This is a genomic window from Frankia sp. CeTa3Moorea, assembly GCF_978021225.1.
On record NZ_CDXDOR010000096.1, the window covers coordinates 1 to 19847 of the forward strand.

Below are 19847 nucleotides of genomic sequence, written 5' to 3' on the forward strand. Positions count from 1 at the left end.
GGGTGGGGCCGTGGGGTGGACCCGGGCGCGTACCTGGATCGACGGCTTCGCGTCGATGGAGATCACCCGGTCGTGCGGGTTGAGTCGTTCGCCCTGGTAGAAGCCCTGATAGAGGTCGAGGACCACGGTCGCCTGCGCGGCGAAGCCCGGATCCCGGGGGAAGATCCACGACTGGTAGCGCCAGGGTTTGACGGGATGCTCGGCGAGGATCCGCCGCACGCTGGAGGCCGAGACCGGCCCGGTCAGGCCGCGCCGTTCAAGCTCGGCGGCCAGTTCCGGGCAGCTCCACCGGGCCAGCGGCACCGCGGTCTCGGCGGGCAGCTGGCAGGCCAGCGCGACGACCTCGGCGCGTTCGAGCTCGCTGATCCGCCGCGGCCGGCCGGTCCGGGGCAGACCGGCCAGCCCTTCGAGGCCGTGCTCGGCGAACCGGCCGCGCCACAGCCGGACGGTGTCCACGGCCACCCCGAGGCGCCTGGCGATCCGGGCGTTCGGCCAGCCCCGGGCCGCGTACAGCACGATCGCGGCCCGCTGCCGGTCTCGGTAGGGCGTCCTGTGCCCGTCGGCGCGTTTCTTCAGCCGGACCCGCACGCTCGCGGCCAGCACGACGGGCACCGCGCACGGTAACGGCATCACACACTCCGGGGCAGGGGCAGGCGCGCAAGCCGATGATCGTAGCGACCGGGCCCGCCGGTGCGGCAGACTGGCGGGCCATGGCGGCGATCCCGGAGTCCACGAAAACCTCGATCCGGCTCCGGCTGCTCCTGCATGCCAAGGAACACTGGCCCCAGCTCGCCCGGACCGAAGTCACCTACCGCGGCGCGTTCGCCTACGTCGCCGGGGTGCCCACCGACGGGGACGAGATCCCGCTGTGCCGGCTGCGCTACGGCGGGTCAGCGCACTCGTTCGGCTTCGCGATCTACTCTGCCGCGCACGAACGCTATCAGGAAGCCACCCTGCTCACCGGCCACACCACCGGCACCCCCCAGGACGCCCTCGACACCGCCTGCACCGTCCACCTCGCGGCCGAGAGCGAGTAGCCACCGGGAGCCACCGGGAGCCACCGGACCAGGCAATCATCGACCCCCGAGGAACTTCCAGCCCTAACCACTTAGCGTGACTAAGCGTGCCCAACTGAAGGACTCTGCTGCTTAATTCGGATGGGTGTCGTGGGTGCGGCATGATCTCCTGTGCGGTCCGGGTCGCCTCGCGGGCCGCGGGAGGTGGGGCACATGTCGTTGCAGCCGAAGGGGCTGCCCGAGATCCCGGCGCGGACCGTGGCGGTCGCGCGGGCGGCGTTCCCGCGGGGGACGGTGGCGATGCGGCTACGGGACCGCCTCGCGGAGGTGTTCGTCGATGAGCCGTTCACCGCCGCGTTCGGTCGCCGCGGTGCGCCGGGTCTGCCACCGGCGGTGCTGTCGCTGGTCACGGTGCTGCAGTTCACCGAGAACCTGACCGACCGCCAGGCCGCGGCGATGGCGGTCCGTGCGATCGACTGGAAATATGCGCTCGGCGCGGAACTGACCGATACCGGCTTCGATGCGACCGTGCTGTCCCGGTCCCGGGCCCGGCTGGCCGACCACGGCCTGGAACGGGTGGTCTTCGACCGGTTCGTGGAGGCCTGCCGTGAGCGGGGCCTGATCGGCGCCGGTGGCAGAGCGCGCACCGATTCCACCCATGTGATCAGCGCGGTCCGGGACCTGAACCGGACCGAACTCGCCGGGGAGAGCGTGCGGGCGGCGTTGGAGGCCCTCGCGGTGGTGTTCTGCCAGGACGCGCTCGCACTGTGCCGGGCGGTCGCCGCACCCACCGCTCCCGGCTGGCTGAGCGAGATCCCCGCGGTGGCGTTCCTGCGGCAGATGCTGGTGCAGACCTACTACCTGTCCACCGATCCCCGGGGACGGGAGGTGATCGTGAAGCGGGACGCCGACAAGCAGGGCGTCCCGCCTGGACATCGTCGCTTGGCTTCCCCCTACGACCCGGATGCGCGGTGGGCGGCCAAGGGCGACGACCTGTTCTGGTACGGCTACAAGGTCCACCTCACCGAAACCTGCGACCCTCCCACCCAGGGTCGAGTAGCCGGGAGGGGTTTCACCTCCCGGCTCTCGCAGAACCGTGCGTGACGGTCTCCCGTCACACGGCTCCTGCCATCCTGGTCACCGGAAGGTCGGGACCCACCGCCAGTGCGCGAACAGGCCCGGGGAGCCCGTGACTGCTCGTTGCCAGGCGGCGGATGCCTTCCTCACGGGTCGCAGCCGCTTGTACTTCTTGCGGATCCAACGCACCAGGTAGGAGTTGATGCGCGTGAAGAGAACGGACAGCGCGGAGCGGTAGAACGCCCCGTAGTACGCCATCCAACCCCGGACGACCGGGTTGATCGTCCGGGCGAGGTCGGCGAGCGTGACGTCGCTGCGGCGGTGCAGGCGCCAGCGGCGGACCTGCCGGCCGAGCGTGGTCAGGGCCTGCCTGCTGATCGCGGGCTGGAACGAGGCGAAGAGGGGTCTTCGAAGTTAACCGGGGGTGGGCGTGAGACCCCAACCAGTTTGGTAACTGTGCGTAATGTTGGCTTGACGTGGCCTGCTGTGACCTGATGTGGCATGCCTCGTGTCGTGACATGAATCGCCCGCAACCCCTGGCGATCTTGGTTGTTCCTGACGCAACCGAGAGGCCACGGAGCTACGGGCTTGGACGATCATACGAATGACGCGACGCGGTTGCTCGACATCGATGGTCTGACGGTGTCGCGCGTCGAGATGCTCGCGGACAGGACACGGCAGGTGTGGCTTGCGACCGCGGACGAGACGGCGCGGGCGTGCCCGGGTTGCGGGGTGTTCACGCGCAGGGTCAAGGGCGTCGTGACCACTCGGCCGCGTGACCTGCGCTACGGCCCGTCCCCCCTGCGACTGGTGTGGGTTAAACGCCGCTGGTACTGCCAGGAGCCACCGTGCGCGAAGCGGTCGTTCACCGAGTCGCTGCCGGCGGTGCCGGCGCGGGCACGGTTGACGACCCGGCTACGCGAGCAGGCCGGCCGGCTCGTGGTCGACGGGATCCACGCGACGGTGGTAGCCAGCGCGCGGCACCTTGCGCTGTCCTGGCCGACGGTCATGGACGCGGCGCGCGACGTGGCCGCGCCGTTGACCGACACCGCCTCACCGCCGGTGGACATGCTCGGGATCGACGAGACCCGCCGAGGCCGGCCGCGCTGGCGGCCCGCGGACCCCGTTCCCACACCGGCGTCCCCCGAACCCGCTGGCGGCGGCCCCGCCGAGACCGTCGAGCCCGACCCGGCGGGTGGCGAGCCGGCGAAGGCCCGGGTGCTCGCCGACCGGTGGCATGTCGGATTCACCGACCTGGCCGGCGGGCAGGGCATGCTCGGCCAGGTCGAGGGCCGCACCGCCGACGACGTCGCGTACTGGCTGGCCAGCCAGACACCGTCCTGGCGCGACCGGATCACCCACGTGGCGATCGACATGTGCACGGTGTTCGTCGCCGCGGTCCGCCGCTACCTGCCGGGCGCCACCCTGGTCGTCGACCACTTCCACGTCGTGAAACTCGCGCACGACGCCGTCACAGAGGCCCGCCGCCGGGTCACCACCCAGCTACGGGGCCGCCGCGGCCGCGACACCGACCCCGAATGGAAGATCCGTAACCTGCTGACCCGCAACCGCGAGAACCTCACCGACCGCCAGCTGACGAAACCGTGGAACACCCTCGTCGACCTCGGCGAACCCGGCCAGACGATCCTGACCGCCTGGATCGCCAAGGAAGAACTACGCGCGCTGCTCACGCTCGCCCGCACCCACCCCGCCCGCACGGTGATCGCCCACCGGCCCACCAGGTTCTACACCTGGTGCGCCGACGCCGCCGTCCCCGAACTCGAACGCCTCGCCACCACGATCAGCACCTGGTGGACCCGCATCGAGGCGTTCCTGCACAGCGGCATCACCAACGCCGCCAGCGAGGGCCACAACCGGGTCATCAAGCTCGACGCCCGCAACGCCTTCGGCTACCGCAACCCCGAAAACCAGCGGCTACGAACACGCTGCGCAACCACCCGCCGAACCCGCAGATGCCTCAACCCCGCTTAACTTCGAAGAGCCGCTCTGGCGCGGGGCGACCGCAGGAGTAACGCACCCAGCCGCGGGACAGTCCGAGCGCGCCCCGCCGCCGAAGCCGGCGGGGCGGTGTTCGGCGGGCTGGCGACCGCGTCCCTGGCCGCCCGCCTCGGCTCCGGCCGGCCGCTGCCAGGCGTCCCACTGGCCTGCGTGGCCGTCGTGCTGCCGCTCGCCGGGTTCCCGACGCCCACGCTCGCCGCTGCGTGGGGCCTGACCGGGTTCACGTTCTTTCGTCAGCAGTTCGTTCTCATAGTCCCGCAGCGACGGTGGTCGGCCCAGCCAGTCGTAACAGCCCGACCGGGAAACGCCCAGCATTCGGCAGGCCACCGCGACATTCATATCCAGTTCCGGGTCGTCGCGTTCCACCAGCGGCCCCGGCTCCACCCGCGAACGCGGCGGAGCCGGGGCCGGTGCCCACGTTTCACCCAGCCGGCGTTGCAAGCATTCAGGTGGCATGTAGATCTCGCCGCATGTAGTAGATCTTGCTGTGGCTGGTCGCGTCTGCGCGAACTGGTCGCCGCCTGCGGCACCACCCGCGACGCGGCGCTGGCGGCCGGCCTCGTCCCGGCCGGCCCGGTCCCGGCCCGGCTCACCACCGGGCCGGCCGCCGAGTTCCGCGCCGCGGTCCGCGTCGGCCTGGCCCAGGTCCCGCCTGCCGACGGCCCGGCCCGCACCACCCGCCAACCCCCCGACCGCTGCCTGCTCGAATGCCTGCGCGACCGCGAGGACGACGTCCTGCGGTTCACCATCGACCTGCGGATCCCCCCGACGAAACAATCTCAGCGAACGCGACCTACGGCCCAGCAAAACCCAACAGCGCATCTCCGGCCGGTTCACCTCCGAAAAGGTCACCACCGCCCGGCTGACGCTCGCCAGCTACGTCCGCTCCGCCCGCAAAAGCGGCCAGAACGCCCTGACCACGGTCCCCGCGATCCTCGGCCTGTTCACCGGAACCCACCTGGAGCCCCAGCCCAGCACCCGGCTGACCCCGTCCCGTCCCCGCGAGCCGCGCTGTCACCCACGCGGCCCACACTCGCCCCGCTCGTCCGGCTCGACCAGGGCCAGTAACGCCCAGGCATGGTCCCGGGTCGGGATCAGCAGCACGTCTGCGCCCGCCTCACACCCCTGGTGCCGACTCAGTTACAACATGCGTCATCTACAACATGCGTCATCGCCAAAGTCGCCAACCCAGCCCATCGACGAGTCGGATGCGGTTCGCATGCCGGCGACATGGTCGTCCAGACGGGGCTCGAACCAGCTGTCGACGCCCTGACCAGCACCGTTCCACGGTGCTGAATCTCAAGCGATAGATCGTGAACCACATTCACCCAGGTCAAGGGCATGATCAGAGAGAGGGTGGGGCGGGTGAGACTCGAGCCCCGGGATGCCACGCGGAGCTCGGCATCCCGGGGCTCGGGGAGTCCTCCCCCGGTGGACATCGCGGCCCGCCAGGAACCGACCGATGGCCGGCGAACACGGTGGGCCGGTCGGGTGGCCGGGGTCAGGTGGCCGAGGTCTGCGCAAGCAGCCCCTCGAGCGCCGGGCCCACGATCCGCTTGAACATCCGTCGGGTCCGGGTCCGGTCCAGCATGCCGACCTCCAGGTTGGCGGCCGCGAGGACCCGCTCGCCGTTCTGCGGCAGGCCCGGGGGCACCCCGACGGTCAGGGCCTGCACCGCGACGCGCAGCGCCTCGGCGAGCGGCTGGCCGTCCCGGTGATGCTCCTTCAGTGACGTCGTGACCTGCTCGGAGGCGCCACCGATCGCGACGAAGCCCCGCTCGTCGGCGATCGACCCGTCATAGGTCAGCCGGTAGATCTGGTCGTCGGCGATCGAGGTGCCGACCTCGGCGACGACGATCTCGACCTCGTAGGGCTTGACGCTCTCGCTGAAGATCGCACCGAGGGTCTGCGCGTAGGCGTTGGCGAGCGCGCGGCTGGTCACGTCACGCCGGTCGTACATGTAGCCACGCGAGTCCATGAGACGGATGCCCGCCGTCCGCAGATTCTCGAACTCGTTGTACTTGCCGACCGCGGCGAACGCGATGCGGTCGTAGATCTCACTGATCTTGTGCAGGGTCGCCGACGGATTCTCGGCGACGAACAGGATCCCGTTCTCGTAGGTGAGGACGACGACGCTGCGACCCCGCGCGATGCCCTTGCGCGCGTACTCGGACTTGTCGCGGACCTGCTGTTCGGGGCTCGCGTATCCGAACGGCATGGTCACGTCAGCCTCCCGAGTTCGTCGAACGGTCCGCGATGATGGCCGTCACCACTGGTTCTATCTCATCGTCGGCATAGCGACGGTAGCCGTCCGCCGTCACGACCGCGACGATCGGGTACAGCTTGCGGATTACGTCCGGCCCGCCGGTCGCCGAGTCGTCGTCGGCGGCGTCGTAGAGGGCCTCGACGCTGATCCGGACGGCGTCGTCCTGGCTGAGATCGGACCGGAACCGCTTCTTCAGCGAACCCTTCGCGAACACCGAGCCCGAACCGATCGACTCGTACGTGCGCTCCTCCGACTTCGCCGCCGCGATGTCGTAGGAGAAGATCCGCCCCTTGCCCGTGTCGAGGTCGTACCCGGCGAACAGCGGGACGACGGCGAGGCCCTGCAGGGCCATCGGCAGGTTTCCCTTGACCATGGCCGCCAGCCGGTTGGCCTTCGCGTCCAGGCTCAGCGTCGACCCCTCGATCTTCTCGTAGTGCTCCAGCTCCACCTGGAACAGCCGGATCAGCTCGGCGCCGACCCCGGCAGTGCCGGCATACCCCACACAGGAGTAGTCGTCGGCGTGATGGACCTTCTCGACGTCCCGCTGAGCGATCATGTGCCCCTGTGTCGCGCGCCGGTCACCGGCCATGATCACGCCACCGGGAAACGCCACCGCCACGATCGTCGTGCCGTGCGCCACCTCGGTGACCGGCCCCGGCAGGCCACCCCGGGCCCCCGGCAGCAGGTGCGGCGCCGACCGCGACAGGAAATCGGCGAACGACGATGTTCCCGGCGTCATGAACACAGCCGGTAGGCGCCCGGCGGCCCCCAATGGATCAGCCACGCATCCCCCTTCCGATAGTCGGTCACGTGAGCCGCGCGCCCGGGGCGTCCCCGAGGCTCCCGGCCCGACGTTACAGATGAAGCACAACATAGGGCTATCGCCCCCCGAAGCGGGCGGGCAGGCCGGTCGAACGAGTCAGCAGGGAAGGCGGTCACGGCCGCGCGCGCGGCCCGCCGACCTGCGCCGGGGCACGCGGGCGGTGCGGCGCCGGGCCCCCGCGGCACGCGGCCTCACCCGGCGGCGTCGACCCCGCCAGAGCTACCACCGCCGGGCGTCATCCACGACGCCCGATACCACTGGCTACCGGCCCGCCGGTTACCGGACGGCCGGCTACGGACCGCCGGCTACGGACCGCCGTTACTGGCCGCCCTTCTGGACATAGCCCTTCACGAACTCCTCGGCGTTCTCCTCTAGGACGTCGTCGATCTCGTCGAGCAGGGAATCGACGTCCTCGGAGAGCTTCTCGTGCCGCTCCTTGAGGTCGGAGGCACTCGTGTCCTCGGTCGCGACGTCGTCGATCTCCTCCGCCCGACGGTCCGCGTGTTGCTGCCCGCCGCCGCTGTCCCTGGTGGCCATGAAGCCCTCCTTCGATCGCCTGGCGCGACACTATCCCGCCCCACCGACACCATCCGTTCGATCGGTGAGAGGTCCACTCCATCACGAACCGGCCGTTCCGTCGCGACGTCCGCCCAGGGCGCAACGTGAACCCCCTGCCAGGGATCCGGCGCCGGCTCTCCCGACCGGGATCGGCGCCGGCTCTCAGCGGCCGGCGAGCGCGTCCACCAGATCACTCGCCGTGGGGCAGCGGGTGAGCAGCTCGCCCACGTGCGCCTTCGTGCCGCGCAGCGGCTCCAGCGTCGGCACCCGCTGCAGCGAGTCCCGACCGATGTCGAAGATGACCGAGTCCCAGGACGCGGCGGCGACCTGCTGCGGGTAGAGCGCGAGGCAGCGGCCCCGGAAGAAGGCGCGGGTGTCCTCGGGAGGCTCGGTCATCGCCCGGGTGACCTCCTCCTCGCTGACGACGAGATCGAACCGGCCCCGGGCCACCAGGCGGTTGTAGAGGCCCTTGTCCGGACGGACGTCGTGGTACTGCAGGTCGACGAGCTCCAGCCGCGGCGAGTCCCAGGCCAGGCCGTCCCGCGACCGGTAGCCCTCCAGGATCGACAGCTTCGCGACCCAGTCGAGCTCGCGGACGCAGCTCATCGGGTCGACCTCGAGGCGGCCAAGGATCGACTCCCAGCGGGAGAGCATGTCGGCGGTCTGGCCGTCGACGTCGGCACCGAACCGGTCCTCGACGTACTTGCGGGCCTGCTCGAAGTACTCCATCTGCAGTTGCACCGCGGTCATCCGACGACCGTCGCGCAGAGTCACCAGATGCTTGAGGGACGGATCGTGCGAGATCGCCCGCAGCGCCGCCACGGGCCCGTCCACCGACAGGTCCGCGGTGAACCAGCCGTCCTCGATCATCGCGAGGACCAGGGAGGTCGTTCCCACCTTCAGGTAGGTGGCGACCTCGCTCATGTTCGCGTCGCCGATGATGACGTGCAGCCTGCGGTACTTCTCCGGGTCGGCGTGCGGCTCGTCCCGGGTGTTGATGATGGGCCGCTTCAGCGTGGTCTCGAGCCCCACCTCGACCTCGAAGAAGTCGGCCCGCTGGCTGATCTGGAACCCCGGCTCTCGGCCGTCGATGCCGATCCCGACCCGCCCGGCCCCGCAGACGACCTGACGGGAGACGAAGAACGGGGTGAGGTTGCGGACGATCTCCCCGAAGGGCGTCGACCGTGCCATCAGGTAGTTCTCATGGCATCCGTACGAGACGCCCTTGTTGTCGGTGTTGTTCTTGTAGAGGTAGACCGGCTTGGAGCCGGGCACAGACAACGCCCGGCGGGCGGCCTCGGCCATCACCCGCTCCCCGGCCTTGTCCCACAGCACGACGTCGCGAGGGTTGGTGACCTCGGGCGAGGAGAACTCCGGGTGCGCATGATCGACATAGAGCCGCGCCCCACTGGTCAGGATGACGTTGGCCAGGCCGAGATCGTCCTCGTTGGCCGGGGCGCTCGGATCGACCGCCGGCTCGCGGGGCAGTTCGAAGCCCCGGGCGTCGCGCAGCGGTGACTCCTCCTCGAAGTCCCACCGGGCGCGGCTGCCCGACGCCGACGTTCGACTGGCATACGAGTTCACCACCAACGACGAGGCCAACATCTGATTGGTGTTCGGCTGACCGGGCACCGATACGCCGTACTCGGTCTCGATCCCCATGATCCGGCGCGCGCTCACTCTGCAAGCGTAGGTGCTGCACGGGCGGCCGGTTGGCCGGACGTCTGCCTTGTTTGCTCTGGGCCGCTCGGGATGACACGTCCGCTGCCACGCCTATCGTCAGAATTCGGTGGCGGCACGGTAGTCCGACCGACCGGCGTTCACCGAGGATGCGGGCGGGGGGATACACCCAGGGGTGCCAGTGCCGCAATGCCCAGAGCACCGCCGCGATGCCACCCAGAGCAGCGCCACCCAGAGCATCGCCGCGGGCCCCGGGGCCAAACGGCCCCGGGGCCCGCGGCGCTGGCTCGGGTCCCGCCGTCGGGCGGGCCCCGAGCCCCTTACAGGTACTGGCCGTTACAGGTTAGCGGCCGTTACAGGTTAGCGGCCGTTACAGATACTGGCCGGTGTTCGCGATCGTGTCGATCGAACGGCCGGCCTCGGTACCCTTCGTTCCGGTGACAAGCGTGCGGATGTAGACGATCCGCTCACCCTTCTTGCCGGAGATCCGGGCCCAGTCGTCCGGGTTGGTCGTGTTCGGGAGGTCCTCGTTCTCCTTGAACTCGTCCATGCAGGCGGCGAGCAGGTACTGCATGCGCAGCCCCTTCTGCCCGCCCTCGATGTGCTCCTTGACCGCCATCTTCTTGGCCCGGGCGACGATGTTCTCGATCATCGCACCGGAGTTGAAGTCCTTGAAGTACAGGACCTCCTTGTCGCCGTTGGCGTAGGTCACCTCGAGGAAGCGGTTCTCCTCGCTCTCCGCGTACATCCGCTCGACCACGCGCTGGATCATGGCCTGAACGGTCGCCTCCCGGTTACCGCCGAACTCGGCCAGGTCATCCGGGTAGAGCGGCAGCTCCGGCACGACGTACTTGGCGAAGATGTCCCGAGCCGCCTCGGCGTCGGGCCGCTCTACCTTGATCTTCACGTCGAGCCGACCCGGCCGCAGGATCGCCGGATCAATCATGTCCTCGCGGTTGGACGCGCCGATCACGATGACGTTCTCAAGCTGCTCGACGCCGTCGATCTCGCTGAGCAGCTGCGGGACGATAGTGTTCTCCACGTCCGAGGACACCCCCGAGCCACGGGTCCGGAAGATCGAGTCCATCTCGTCGAAGAACACGATCACCGGCATCCCCTCGGACGCCTTCTCGCGCGCCCGCTGGAACACCAGCCGGATCTGCCGCTCGGTCTCGCCGACGAACTTGTTGAGCAGCTCGGGACCCTTGATGTTCAGAAAGAACGCCCGACCGGTGCCCTGGCCGGTCTTCGCCTCGACCTTCTTGGCCAGCGAATTGGCGACCGCCTTGGCGATCAGCGTCTTGCCGCAGCCGGGCGGGCCGTAGAGCAGCACACCCTTCGGTGGCTTGAGCTGATGCTCCCGGTAGAGCTCCTTGTACAGGAACGGCAGCTCGACCGAGTCCCGGATCGACTCGATCTGGCTCTTCAGGCCGCCGATCTGTTCGTAGCCGATGTCGGGAACCTCTTCGAGGACGAGCTCCTCGACCTCGGACTTGGGAATCCGCTCGAAGGCGTAGCCGGAACGGGATTCGATCAACAACGAGTCCCCGGACCGGATCGGTCCGTCGAGCAGCGGCTGGGCCAGCATGACCACCCGCTCCTCGTCGGTGTGACCGAGCACCAGCGCCCGGTCCCCGCCCTCGAGGACCTCTTTGAGTAGGACGATCTCACCCTGCCGCTCGAACGCGCGCGTCTCGACCACGTTCAGCGCCTCGTTGAGCATGACCTCCTGGCCGGGCAAGAGATCACTGATGTTGACGCTCGGCGACACGGTCACCCGGAGCTTTCTGCCCTGAGTGAACACGTCGACGGTGCCGTCGTCGTAGGAGGAGACAAAGATCCCGTAGCCGCTGGGCGGCTGCGCGAGCCTGTCGACCTCCTCCTTCAGGGTGACGATCTGGTCTCGCGCCTCGCGGAGGGTCGCGACGAGCCTGTCGTTCTGTCCCGTGACAGCCGACAACTCCGCCTGGATCTCCGCAAGCCGTTCCTCCAGCACCCTGAGCTGCCTGGGCGATTCGGACAACCTACGCCGCAGCATGGTCACTTCCTCTTCCAGGAAGGCGACCTGCGTCGTGAGCTCGTGTGTTTCCTTCTCGTACGCCGACCGCCGTGATTCGGCATCACCTGGACGACCCGTGCTCCCACCGGAGCCAGAGCCCGAACGGGGACCGGACACTGCGCCTCCACCTCCCCCGTGCTGACCGGGACGCACCCACACTACCGTTGTGACCGCCGCTGGCAGGCCGGTCGGGCAAGGACGATCCAGCTTTGCCGTAAACAGCGGGTTACGGTGCCATGCTGACAGAAGATCGGAGCCCTGTGGCAACTCCAGCGAAGCCGGGCGTTTCGGCAGACCTGCGGGTAAGGATCGACCAAGATGCCTGCACCGGTGACGGTCTGTGCGTGCAGCTCGCTCCCGCCGTCTTCGAGTTCGACGTCGACGGTCTGGCCTACGTCAAGGACAGCGCGGGCGAGCTGCAGATGCAGCCCGGCGCCTACGTCCCGGTGCCGCTGCCGCTCGTCGACGCGGTGGTCGATGCGGCCGACGAGTGCCCGGGGACGTGCATCTACGTGGAACGCCCCGACGGCACGCTGGAGGCCGGCGGGCCCGTCGGCTGACGACTGGCCCGCCCGGCCGGCACACTCGCGACCACGGCCTGCCCCATGGAACCCCATGGGAATGGCCTGCCCCCTGGGACCCCATGGGATACGTCACATCGGCTGGATCGTCGCCGACCCTGGGTCGGCATCCCGGGACCGGTCGGTCTCGGACCCGGTCTCGGAGCTGGGCTCGGACCCGGGCTCGAGGCCGATCGGCGCGCCCTTCGCCGGCCGGCGGCGGCGCACCGGAGGAGTGACCCCCTCGGCGAGGCGCCGCGCGGTCACCAGGAAACCGGTGTGGCCGACCATGCGGTGACCGGGCCGCACGGCCAGACCCTCGACATGCCAGTCCCGCATCATCGACTCCCACGCCGCGGGCTCCGTGAACGTACCGTGCGCCCGTAGCGTCTCGACGATCCGGGAAAGCTGGGTGGTGGTAGCGACGTAGGCACAGACCACCCCGCCGGGCACCAGCGCCGCGCTGACGGCGTCAACGACCTCCCAGGGCGCGAGCATGTCGAGGACGGCCCGGTCGACGTCACGCTCGGTTGTCTCGGCCAGGTCCCCGACCAGCACGGTGTGGGCGGGATGCGGGCCGCCGAAGAACGCCTCGATGTTGCGCCGGGCAATCTCGGCGAAGTCCGCGCGCCGCTCGTAGGAGACCAGACGCCCGGAGTCGCCGATGGCACGCAGCAGCGAGCACGACAGCGCCCCGGACCCGACGCCGGCCTCCAGCACCCGGGCGCCCGGGAAGATGTCCGCATAGGTGACGATCTGCGCCGCGTCCTTGGGGTACACCACGGTCGCCCCGCGCGGCATGGACAGCACGAAGTCGACGAGCAGCGGACGCAGCGCCAGGTAGTCGGTGCCACCCGTGCTGGTGACGACGATCCCCTCCGGCCGGCCGAGCAGGGCGTCATGCTCGACGGCTCCCCGGTGGGTGTGAAACTGCCTGCCCGGTTCGAGGACGACGGTGTGCCGGCGCCCCTTGGGATCGGTCAGCTGCACCCGGTCGCCCTTGGTGAACAGGCCCCGGCGATGAGCGGCGCCGGTCGGGGGCGGAGCGTAACCGCCGGCCAGGGACGGCACCTCCCCCGGGGACACCGGCTCGTCGGGCGGGGCGCTCACCGGGACGCCACCATGCGGGCGGCGGCGGCCGGATCGATATGGGCGACGAGATCCACCATCGCGAGCACGCCGACCGGGCGGCCCGCCTGCTCCACGAGGTACTCCGACGCCGGCACCCGCTGCACAGCCGCCAGCAGGGCCTCGCCTTCCAGATCGGCGTCGAGGACCATGCCGGGCGAGATCACCCGGCTCACTTCATCCACGGTCATCCAGGGTCTCCGATGCTCCGGCAGCGCGTCGACCGCGGAGCCATTCATGATCTTCAGGGGACTGCCGTCACGGTCGATCACCGCGACGGCGGTGGCGCCGACCTCCTGGGCTCGCCGCAGCGCCTCCGCCAGCGGGACGGCACCCTCGACGGGCAGCGTCCGGCGCGCAAGGCGGCCGGCGCACAGGCCAGGCAGCCGCTCCCGCACCTGCGCGGCGCGCAGCGACTGGTAGGCCGCGAACGCGAGGAAGCCCGCCAGGGCATAGGTGTACACCATGCCGATGCCGTCGGAGGTCGACGCACCCCAGACGACCAGGCCGGCGGCGACGACGAACCCGCCGTAGGCACCGGCCCGCAGCCCCCGCAGCTTGTCGCGCGTCAGGCCCCACACCGCGGCGACGACCACCCGTCCACCGTCCAGCGGGAGGCCGGGTGCCAGGTTGAAGAGGAACAACGCGATGTTGATGAGTCTGAGATCGTGCAGGACCGCGCCGGCATCGCTGGTGTCGTCGAGGCCGAGCAGGCCGAGGTGACAGCCGGCGGCCAGCACCCCGTTGACCGCCGGGCCGACGAAGGCGATCAGGAACTCGCGGCCGGCGCTGCGGGGCTCCGGCTCAAACTCGGTGAACCCGGCGAAGCCGTGCAGGGTCACGGACCGCACGGTGTGACCGAACGCCAGCGCCGTCAGAGCGTGACCGATCTCGTGGGCGAGCAGGGAGGCCAGGAAGCCGATAGAGATCAACGAGGAGAGCGCGAGGATCCGCCCGTCGGACGCCAGCGGCAGCCGGTCGCGGATCGAGCCGGAGAGCAGGTAGGCGACGAGGACGGCAAAGACGATGGCGAACGGCGAGATGACGATGGGAACGCCGCGGATCCGCCCGACCAGCACGCCGGGGGGGCGCTCACTCGGAGCCTGCCCCGCCGGGCTCGCGCCGCCGTGGGCGCTCGAACCCGCGCCGCTCGAACCCGCGCCGCCCGAACCCGCGCCGCTCGAACCCGCGCCGCCCGAACCCGCGCCGCCGTGCTGATCCGCCATGGATCCGATGCTACGGACCATACTCCGACCCGTCGTCCGGGACCGAGTGGCAAAGATGTCGGTGGGGGGATCTAGGGTCCAGGACATGACCTCGACGCAGCGCTCTCCTGCCATCCCGGGACCGGTGGCGTCGGCCGCGCCCCGGCCGTTGATTGGTTCACTGTCACCGTCGCGGGCGGCGGACTTCGTCAACTGTCCGTTGCGCTACCGGTTCCGGGTCGTCGACCGGCTCCCCGAGCCGCCGAGCGAGGCCGCGACCCGCGGGACTGTGGTGCACGCGGTCCTGGAGAAGCTGTTCGATCTCCCGGCGTCCCGGCGTACCCTGCAGGCCGCACGGGAGCTGGTCGAGCCGGCCTGGGATACGGTGCGCGCCCGCGAGCCGGCGGTCGATGCGCTGTTCGGTGGCCGCGACGAACTGGCGGCGTGGTTGGAGTCGGCCCGCGAACTGCTCGCCGGGTACTTCGCGCTGGAGGATCCGTCACGGCTGGCGCCGGTGGCCCGCGAGCTGTACGTCGAGCACGTGCTCGACTCCGGCCTGCGGCTGCGGGGCTACCTGGACCGGCTCGACGAGGCGACCACGGCGCAGGGACCCGCCCTGCGGGTGGTCGACTACAAGACCGGCCGCTCGCCCGGTCCGGCGTTCGAGAGCTCGGCGATGTTCCAGATGAAGTTCTACGCCCTGCTGCTCTGGCGGATCCGTGGAGTGCTCCCGCGCGAGCTGCGGCTGTACTACCTCGGCGACCGCACCTGGCTGCGGGCCACCCCCGACGAGGCCGACCTGCGGGCCACCGAGCGGCGGATCGAGGCCCTGTGGGCGGCGATCGACCGCGCGCACCGCACCGGGGACTGGCGCGCCACCCCGAACAGGCTGTGTTCCTGGTGCGACCATCAGGCTCGATGCCCAGCCTTCGGCGGCACCCCACCACCGCTACCGCAGCAGACATCCATGGTGCCGCTCGACGAGGCCGCCCCCACCGTCTGCGAGGCGGACGGCTGATGGCGGTCTCAGGCCGGGCCCCGTCCGGCCCCCGTTCCCCGCGGACAGCCCGTTTACGGTGCCGGCATCCTCAGCTCGCCGGAGGCGGTGGCTCCACCGGGCCTCCTCGGGGGCACTCCAGATCACCCGATTACCAAAAGTAATATCGATCGGACCTTCAGTGCTGCCAGCGGTACAGTCGGCGACGGCGAGATGCCGATCATCGTTCAGTCGTTGGGGAGATCGACCACGGTAGCCGAACGGCCGCCCCAGGTCAGTCGGGGCCGAGCGCAGGCAGGACAGGCACGACGTGTCGAGAGAGACCGTGTCGAGAGACGTCGAGAGAGACCGTGTCGAGAGAGACACAGCGCGCCGCGAGGGAGAGGACATCACGATGGCCCGACGGACCGGATCGTCCCGAGGCGGGAAGCGGGGCGCGGTCGCGGGCAGCCCGCCCGGCCGGGAGGACCGCGGGTCGCGGCCCGGCGAGTACGGTGCCGGCCGCGACGGCCGGGCTCCCGAGCACCCGGGCGGCCGGCGAGAAGACGGACCGGACGCCGCACCCGCGGCCCGCGCCGCCAAGCTGACGAAGGTCTATGGCTCCGGTGATACCACCGTCACGGCACTGCGCGAGATCAACCTGGCCTTCCCCCGCGGCCGATTCACCGCAATCATGGGGCCGTCCGGGTCGGGGAAGTCGACGCTGATGCACTGCCTGGCCGGGTTGGACACAGTCACCCGGGGACGGGTCTTCATCGGCAATGTGGACCTGTCCCGGCTGTCCGACAAGCAACTGACCCAGTTGCGTCGCGACCGCATCGGGTTCATCTTCCAGCAGTTCAACCTGCTGCCCACGCTGACCGCGGCCGAGAACATCACGCTGCCGTTGAGCATCGCCGGGCGTTCGCCGGACCGGGCCTGGATGCGCACCGTCGTTGACGCGGTCGGTCTCGCACCGCGGTTGAAGCACCGGCCGAGCGAACTCTCGGGCGGTCAGCAGCAACGGGTTGCCTGCGCGCGGGCACTGGTCACCCGGCCGGAGATCATCTTCGCCGACGAGCCGACCGGCAACCTCGACTCCCGGTCGGGAGCCGAGGTGCTGTCGTTCCTGCGTGACTCGGTCTCCGAACTCGGGCAGACAATCGTCATGGTCACCCACGACGCGACGGCGGCGTCCTACTCGGACGAAGTGATCTTCCTTGCCGACGGTCGACTCGTTGACGCGATCGCGAACCCGACCGCGGAGGAGGTGCTGGACCGGATGAAGCACCTCGACGCCGCCGCGGACGGCTCGGCGGCCGACGGCGAGATCGCTGACGGCCGGGACGGTGGCTTCGAAGAACACGACGCCGACAGGCGCACTCCCCGCTACCGCGACGACCATAACGACACCGACGGTCGCTACGGGCCTGCCGGTGGCTACGACGACTACGTCTACCCAGACCAGGTCTACCCGGACCAGCCGACCTACGGGCGGGACGAGCACGATCCCTATCAGAGCCATTACCCGGAGCGGCGCACCGGCCAGTTCGAGGCAATCCCCGCCCCGGACCTCGGGCCCGACGCCGGTGGGCAGCCGGCCTCCAGGCGGGTCGGCGGCACGCGCCACGGTGAGGAGTACCACTCCGGCCGCTCCCACCACCGGCCGGTGCCGAGGCCTGGCGGCGGGCCTCCACCCACCGACCCCGGCCGCACCGGCGGTTTCGGTCCTCGCCCCGGCCATGTTGACGGCTCCGGCCATGTCGACGGCCCCGGCCGTGTTGACGGCGGACGGGACAGTTACCACCCGGATGGCACGGAGCCGGCGGGCTGGACCTGAGCCGATGCTGCGCGCCACCCTCAAGAGCCTGCTGGCCCGCAAGGTCCGGCTGGTGCTCTCCATGCTGGCGGTCGTCGCCGGGGTGAGCTTCGTGACCGGGACCCTGGTCCTGACCGACACCCTCAACCGGACGTTCGACACCCTCTTCACCAACATCAACAAGAACGTCAGCGTCGCCGTGCGCTCGGTCAACGCGATCGACCCGACGAGCGACGTCGGCCGCCCGCCGCTGCCGGCCTCGCTCCTCCCCACCGCCGCCGGAGTGGACGGGGTGCGGGTGGCGGTCGGCAAGGTCAACGGCCAGGCCGTCCTCGTCGACCCGGCCACCGGCAAGCCCTCGAACACCAACAGTGCACCGGGGATCGGTATCAGCTGGACCGGGGGTCAGCCCACCTCGGCGGAGGAGATCGCCGAGGGTCGCCCGCCCGGCCCCGGGGAGATCGTCGTCGACCGGGCGACCACGGAGAAGCTCCACCTGCCGCTCGGGGCAAAGATCTCGGTGCAGACCAAGGGTCCGCCCGCGCAATACACCCTGGTCGGCACCTTCCGGATCGGCGGTCAGGACAGTCTCGGGGGCGCCGCCATCACCGCGTTCGACACCGCCACCGCCCAGCGGGTCCTGCTCGCGCCCGACCGGTTCAGCGCGATCCACCTGGCCGCCGAGCCCGGCCTGACCCAGGAGGAGCTGCGGGCCCGAGTCGCCGCCGCGCTCCCGCCGGGTGTCGAGGCGATCACCGGCAGGCAGTTGGCGGATGAGAGCGCCAGTGCCGTGCAGAACGCCGTCAGCGGCTTCTCCACCTTTCTGCTGATCTTCGCCGCCATCTCGGTCTTCGTTGGCGCCTTCATCATCTTCAACACCTTCACGATGCTCGTCGCCCAACGGGTGCGGGAACTGGCCCTGCTGCGAGCGATCGGGGCGAGCAAACGTCAGGTCCAGATGTCCCTGCAGGTCGAAGCGGCGCTGGTCGGCTTCGCCGGGGCCACTGCCGGCCTGGTGGCCGGCGCGGGGCTCGCGCTGCTGCTGCGCGCCGCCGTCGGTGTGTTCGGCGTGGAGCTGCCCAGCGGTGCGCTGGTCTTCCGCTCCCGCACCGTCGTGATCGCCTACACCGTCGGTGTGCTCATCACCGCCGCGGCGGCGTTCGTGCCAGCCCGCAAGGCCGCGTCGGTACCACCGATCGCGGCGATGCGGGAGACCTACGTACTGCCGACCCGCTCGCTGCACTCCCGGGCGATCGCCGGGTCGGTGCTCACCGCGCTCGGCATCGTCCTGATGATCCTCGGCACTGCCTCGGCGGGCAAGCCGGGAGCCACCGCCGTCGGGGTGGGCGCGGCGGGGATCTTCCTCGGCGTCGCCACCCTCTCACCGCTGCTGTCCGGACCGATCATCCGGGTCCTCGGCGCACCGTTGGCGAGGATGTTCGGGGCCACCGGCCGGCTCGGCCGGGAGAACGCGATGCGCAACCCGCGCCGGACCGCCTCCACCGCCTCCGCGTTGATGATCGGACTCGCCCTGGTCAGCGCCTTCTCCGTGCTCGGACAGTCGATCAAGGAGTCGGTGCGGGAGACAGTGTCGAACAGCCTCGGCGCCGATTTCTACCTGACTCCCCAGAACTTCGGGCAGGGATTCAGCGGTGAGGTGGCTCGCGAGCTGGCCGGCAAGCCCGGCATCGAGATCGCCACGGGTCTTCGGGGCGGCCTGGTGAAGATCTCCGGGCAGAGCTCCCAGGTGCTGGCCGGCGACCCGGCGGGCCTGGTCAAGATGCTGGCCATCAAGGAGGTGACCGGTGACGTCCACGCCCTCGGCGACGGCACGATCCTGGCCGAGGACTCCACCGCCGCGGACCACCAGCTACGGGTGGGGCAGAAGGTCCCGGTCACCTTCGCTGACGGCCGCGCGGAGCTGACCCTGGTGGGCACCTACAAGAAGAGCCAGGTAGCCGGTAAGTGGATCATCTCCACGAGCGAGTTCGCCCGGCATTCCACCGATGACCTCGACCTGTTTGTCCTGGTGAAGAGGGCGAGCGGGGCGGACCCGGCGATGGTCCGGGCCGAGATCGCCACGGTGGTCAAGTCGTTCGCCACCGTGGCGGTCCGGGACCAGTCCGAGTTCGTCGCACAGCAGGAGAAGCAGGTCGACCAGCTGCTCGGGTTCATCTACGTGCTGCTGGCCTTGGCAGTCGTCATCGCGCTGTTCGGCATCGTCAACACCCTGGCGCTCTCGGTAATCGAACGGACCCGGGAGATCGGTCTGCTGCGTGCGGTCGGCATGACGCGGTCGCAGATGAGGCTGATGGTCATCCTTGAATCGATGATCATCTCGGTCTTCGGAGCCGTGCTGGGCGTCGTCGTCGGGAGCATCTTCGGCTGGGCGCTGACGAAGGCGCTGGCCTCCCTGGGAATCAGCACGTTCGCCTACCCGGTACGGACGATCCTGCTCGTGGTCCTCACCGGGGCGATCCTCGGCGTGCTCGCCGCCGTCTTCCCCGCCCGGCGCGCCGCCCGCATGGACGTCCTGCGCGCCATCTCCGCCGTCTGACCCAGCACCCACCAGCACCGGCCAGCACCCGGAACGGGCGAATCTGGGGGAGCAAGGCACGGTCCCGGCCCCGCGAACCGTGCCTTGCTCCCCCGGATTCGCCC

16 protein-coding genes are annotated in these 19847 nt (G+C 70.1%); 7 read left to right on the forward strand and 9 right to left on the reverse strand.

Annotation, left to right across the window (positions count from 1 at the left end; translation table 11 throughout):
- Window positions 1-612, reverse strand: a 612-nt coding sequence (locus AC08OV_RS16255; RefSeq protein ID WP_476619885.1) for a helix-turn-helix domain-containing protein, incomplete at its 3' end; no start/stop codon positions are given.
- Window positions 613-665: 53 nt separating this feature from the next.
- Between AC08OV_RS16255 and AC08OV_RS16260 the strand changes: the two genes are divergently transcribed.
- Window positions 666-1037, forward strand: coding sequence for a hypothetical protein (locus AC08OV_RS16260; RefSeq protein ID WP_476615980.1), 372 nt, complete (start codon window positions 666-668; stop codon window positions 1035-1037).
- 192 nt (window positions 1038-1229) lie between these two features.
- A complete protein-coding gene (locus AC08OV_RS16265; RefSeq protein WP_476615979.1) occupies window positions 1230-2120 on the forward strand; it encodes a transposase in 891 nt (296 codons plus the stop codon).
- 33 nt (window positions 2121-2153) lie between these two features.
- Here AC08OV_RS16265 and AC08OV_RS16270 read toward each other — a convergent pair whose 3' ends face one another.
- On the reverse strand, window positions 2154-2471 hold the full coding sequence (locus AC08OV_RS16270) for a group II intron maturase-specific domain-containing protein (RefSeq protein ID WP_476592501.1): 318 nt from the start codon (window positions 2469-2471) through the stop codon (window positions 2154-2156).
- Window positions 2472-2735: 264 nt separating this feature from the next.
- Here AC08OV_RS16270 and AC08OV_RS16275 point away from each other — a divergent pair, with 264 nt between their 5' ends.
- Window positions 2736-4085: a transposase gene (locus AC08OV_RS16275; protein WP_476619886.1), complete on the forward strand. Its 1350-nt coding sequence runs from the start codon at window positions 2736-2738 to the stop codon at window positions 4083-4085.
- Window positions 4086-5613: 1528 nt separating this feature from the next.
- Here AC08OV_RS16275 and prcA read toward each other — a convergent pair.
- The 5 genes from prcA to arc form a co-directional block, all read right to left on the reverse strand.
- Window positions 5614-6336, reverse strand: a complete 723-nt coding sequence (gene prcA, locus AC08OV_RS16280; RefSeq protein WP_023841072.1) for a proteasome subunit alpha — start codon at window positions 6334-6336, stop codon at window positions 5614-5616.
- A gap of 1 nt (window position 6337) precedes the next feature.
- Window positions 6338-7162, reverse strand: coding sequence for a proteasome subunit beta (gene prcB / locus AC08OV_RS16285; protein WP_476613837.1), 825 nt, complete (start codon window positions 7160-7162; stop codon window positions 6338-6340).
- Window positions 7163-7519: 357 nt separating this feature from the next.
- A complete protein-coding gene (locus AC08OV_RS16290; RefSeq protein ID WP_476592864.1) occupies window positions 7520-7738 on the reverse strand; it encodes a ubiquitin-like protein Pup in 219 nt (72 codons plus the stop codon).
- Between the two features lie 183 nt (window positions 7739-7921).
- Window positions 7922-9439 (reverse strand): depupylase/deamidase Dop, encoded by a 1518-nt coding sequence (gene dop / locus AC08OV_RS16295; RefSeq protein ID WP_476592863.1) that lies wholly within the window; start codon window positions 9437-9439, stop codon window positions 7922-7924.
- A 370-nt stretch (window positions 9440-9809) separates the two neighbouring features.
- Window positions 9810-11615, reverse strand: coding sequence for a proteasome ATPase (gene arc / locus AC08OV_RS16300; protein WP_476613836.1), 1806 nt, complete (start codon window positions 11613-11615; stop codon window positions 9810-9812).
- Window positions 11616-11758: 143 nt separating this feature from the next.
- On the opposite strand from arc, the gene AC08OV_RS16305 reads away from it, so the two are divergent.
- Entirely contained in the window at window positions 11759-12058 is a 300-nt protein-coding gene (locus AC08OV_RS16305) for a ferredoxin (protein WP_476619887.1), read from the forward strand.
- Between the two features lie 93 nt (window positions 12059-12151).
- Here AC08OV_RS16305 and AC08OV_RS16310 read toward each other — a convergent pair whose 3' ends face one another.
- Window positions 12152-13168, reverse strand: a complete 1017-nt coding sequence (locus AC08OV_RS16310; protein ID WP_476613834.1) for a tRNA (adenine-N1)-methyltransferase — start codon at window positions 13166-13168, stop codon at window positions 12152-12154.
- Window positions 13165-14412, reverse strand: a complete 1248-nt coding sequence (locus AC08OV_RS16315) for a zinc metalloprotease (RefSeq protein WP_476613833.1) — start codon at window positions 14410-14412, stop codon at window positions 13165-13167. Before AC08OV_RS16315 ends, AC08OV_RS16310 begins: the two co-directional genes overlap by 4 nt.
- Window positions 14413-14497: 85 nt before the next feature.
- Here AC08OV_RS16315 and AC08OV_RS16320 point away from each other — a divergent pair, with 85 nt between their 5' ends.
- From AC08OV_RS16320 to AC08OV_RS16330, 3 genes are all read left to right on the forward strand, one after another.
- Window positions 14498-15409 carry a RecB family exonuclease gene (locus tag AC08OV_RS16320; protein WP_476613832.1) on the forward strand — a complete coding sequence of 304 codons (912 nt, stop codon included), beginning with the start codon at window positions 14498-14500 and terminating at the stop codon, window positions 15407-15409.
- Between the two features lie 373 nt (window positions 15410-15782).
- On the forward strand, window positions 15783-17207 hold the full coding sequence (locus AC08OV_RS16325) for an ABC transporter ATP-binding protein (protein WP_476613831.1): 1425 nt from the start codon (window positions 15783-15785) through the stop codon (window positions 17205-17207).
- A 4-nt stretch (window positions 17208-17211) separates the two neighbouring features.
- A complete protein-coding gene (locus AC08OV_RS16330) occupies window positions 17212-19743 on the forward strand; it encodes an ABC transporter permease (protein WP_476613830.1) in 2532 nt (843 codons plus the stop codon).
- Window positions 19744-19847: the final 104 nt, after the last annotated feature.

Excerpts from the sequence above, each read along its gene's own strand:
- AC08OV_RS16265 (WP_476615979.1), top strand. The coding sequence starts at position 1,230 with ATGTCGTTGCAGCCGAAGGGGCTGCCCGAGATCCCGGCGCGGACCGTG.
- AC08OV_RS16320 (WP_476613832.1), top strand. The coding sequence starts at position 14,498 with ATGACCTCGACGCAGCGCTCTCCTGCCATCCCGGGACCGGTGGCGTCG.
- AC08OV_RS16290 (WP_476592864.1), bottom strand. The coding sequence starts at position 7,738 with ATGGCCACCAGGGACAGCGGCGGCGGGCAGCAACACGCGGACCGTCGG.
- AC08OV_RS16260 (WP_476615980.1), top strand. The coding sequence starts at position 666 with ATGATCGTAGCGACCGGGCCCGCCGGTGCGGCAGACTGGCGGGCCATG.
- AC08OV_RS16315 (WP_476613833.1), bottom strand. The coding sequence starts at position 14,412 with ATGGCGGATCAGCACGGCGGCGCGGGTTCGGGCGGCGCGGGTTCGAGC.
- AC08OV_RS16330 (WP_476613830.1), top strand. The coding sequence starts at position 17,212 with ATGCTGCGCGCCACCCTCAAGAGCCTGCTGGCCCGCAAGGTCCGGCTG.
- AC08OV_RS16325 (WP_476613831.1), top strand. The coding sequence starts at position 15,783 with ATGGCCCGACGGACCGGATCGTCCCGAGGCGGGAAGCGGGGCGCGGTC.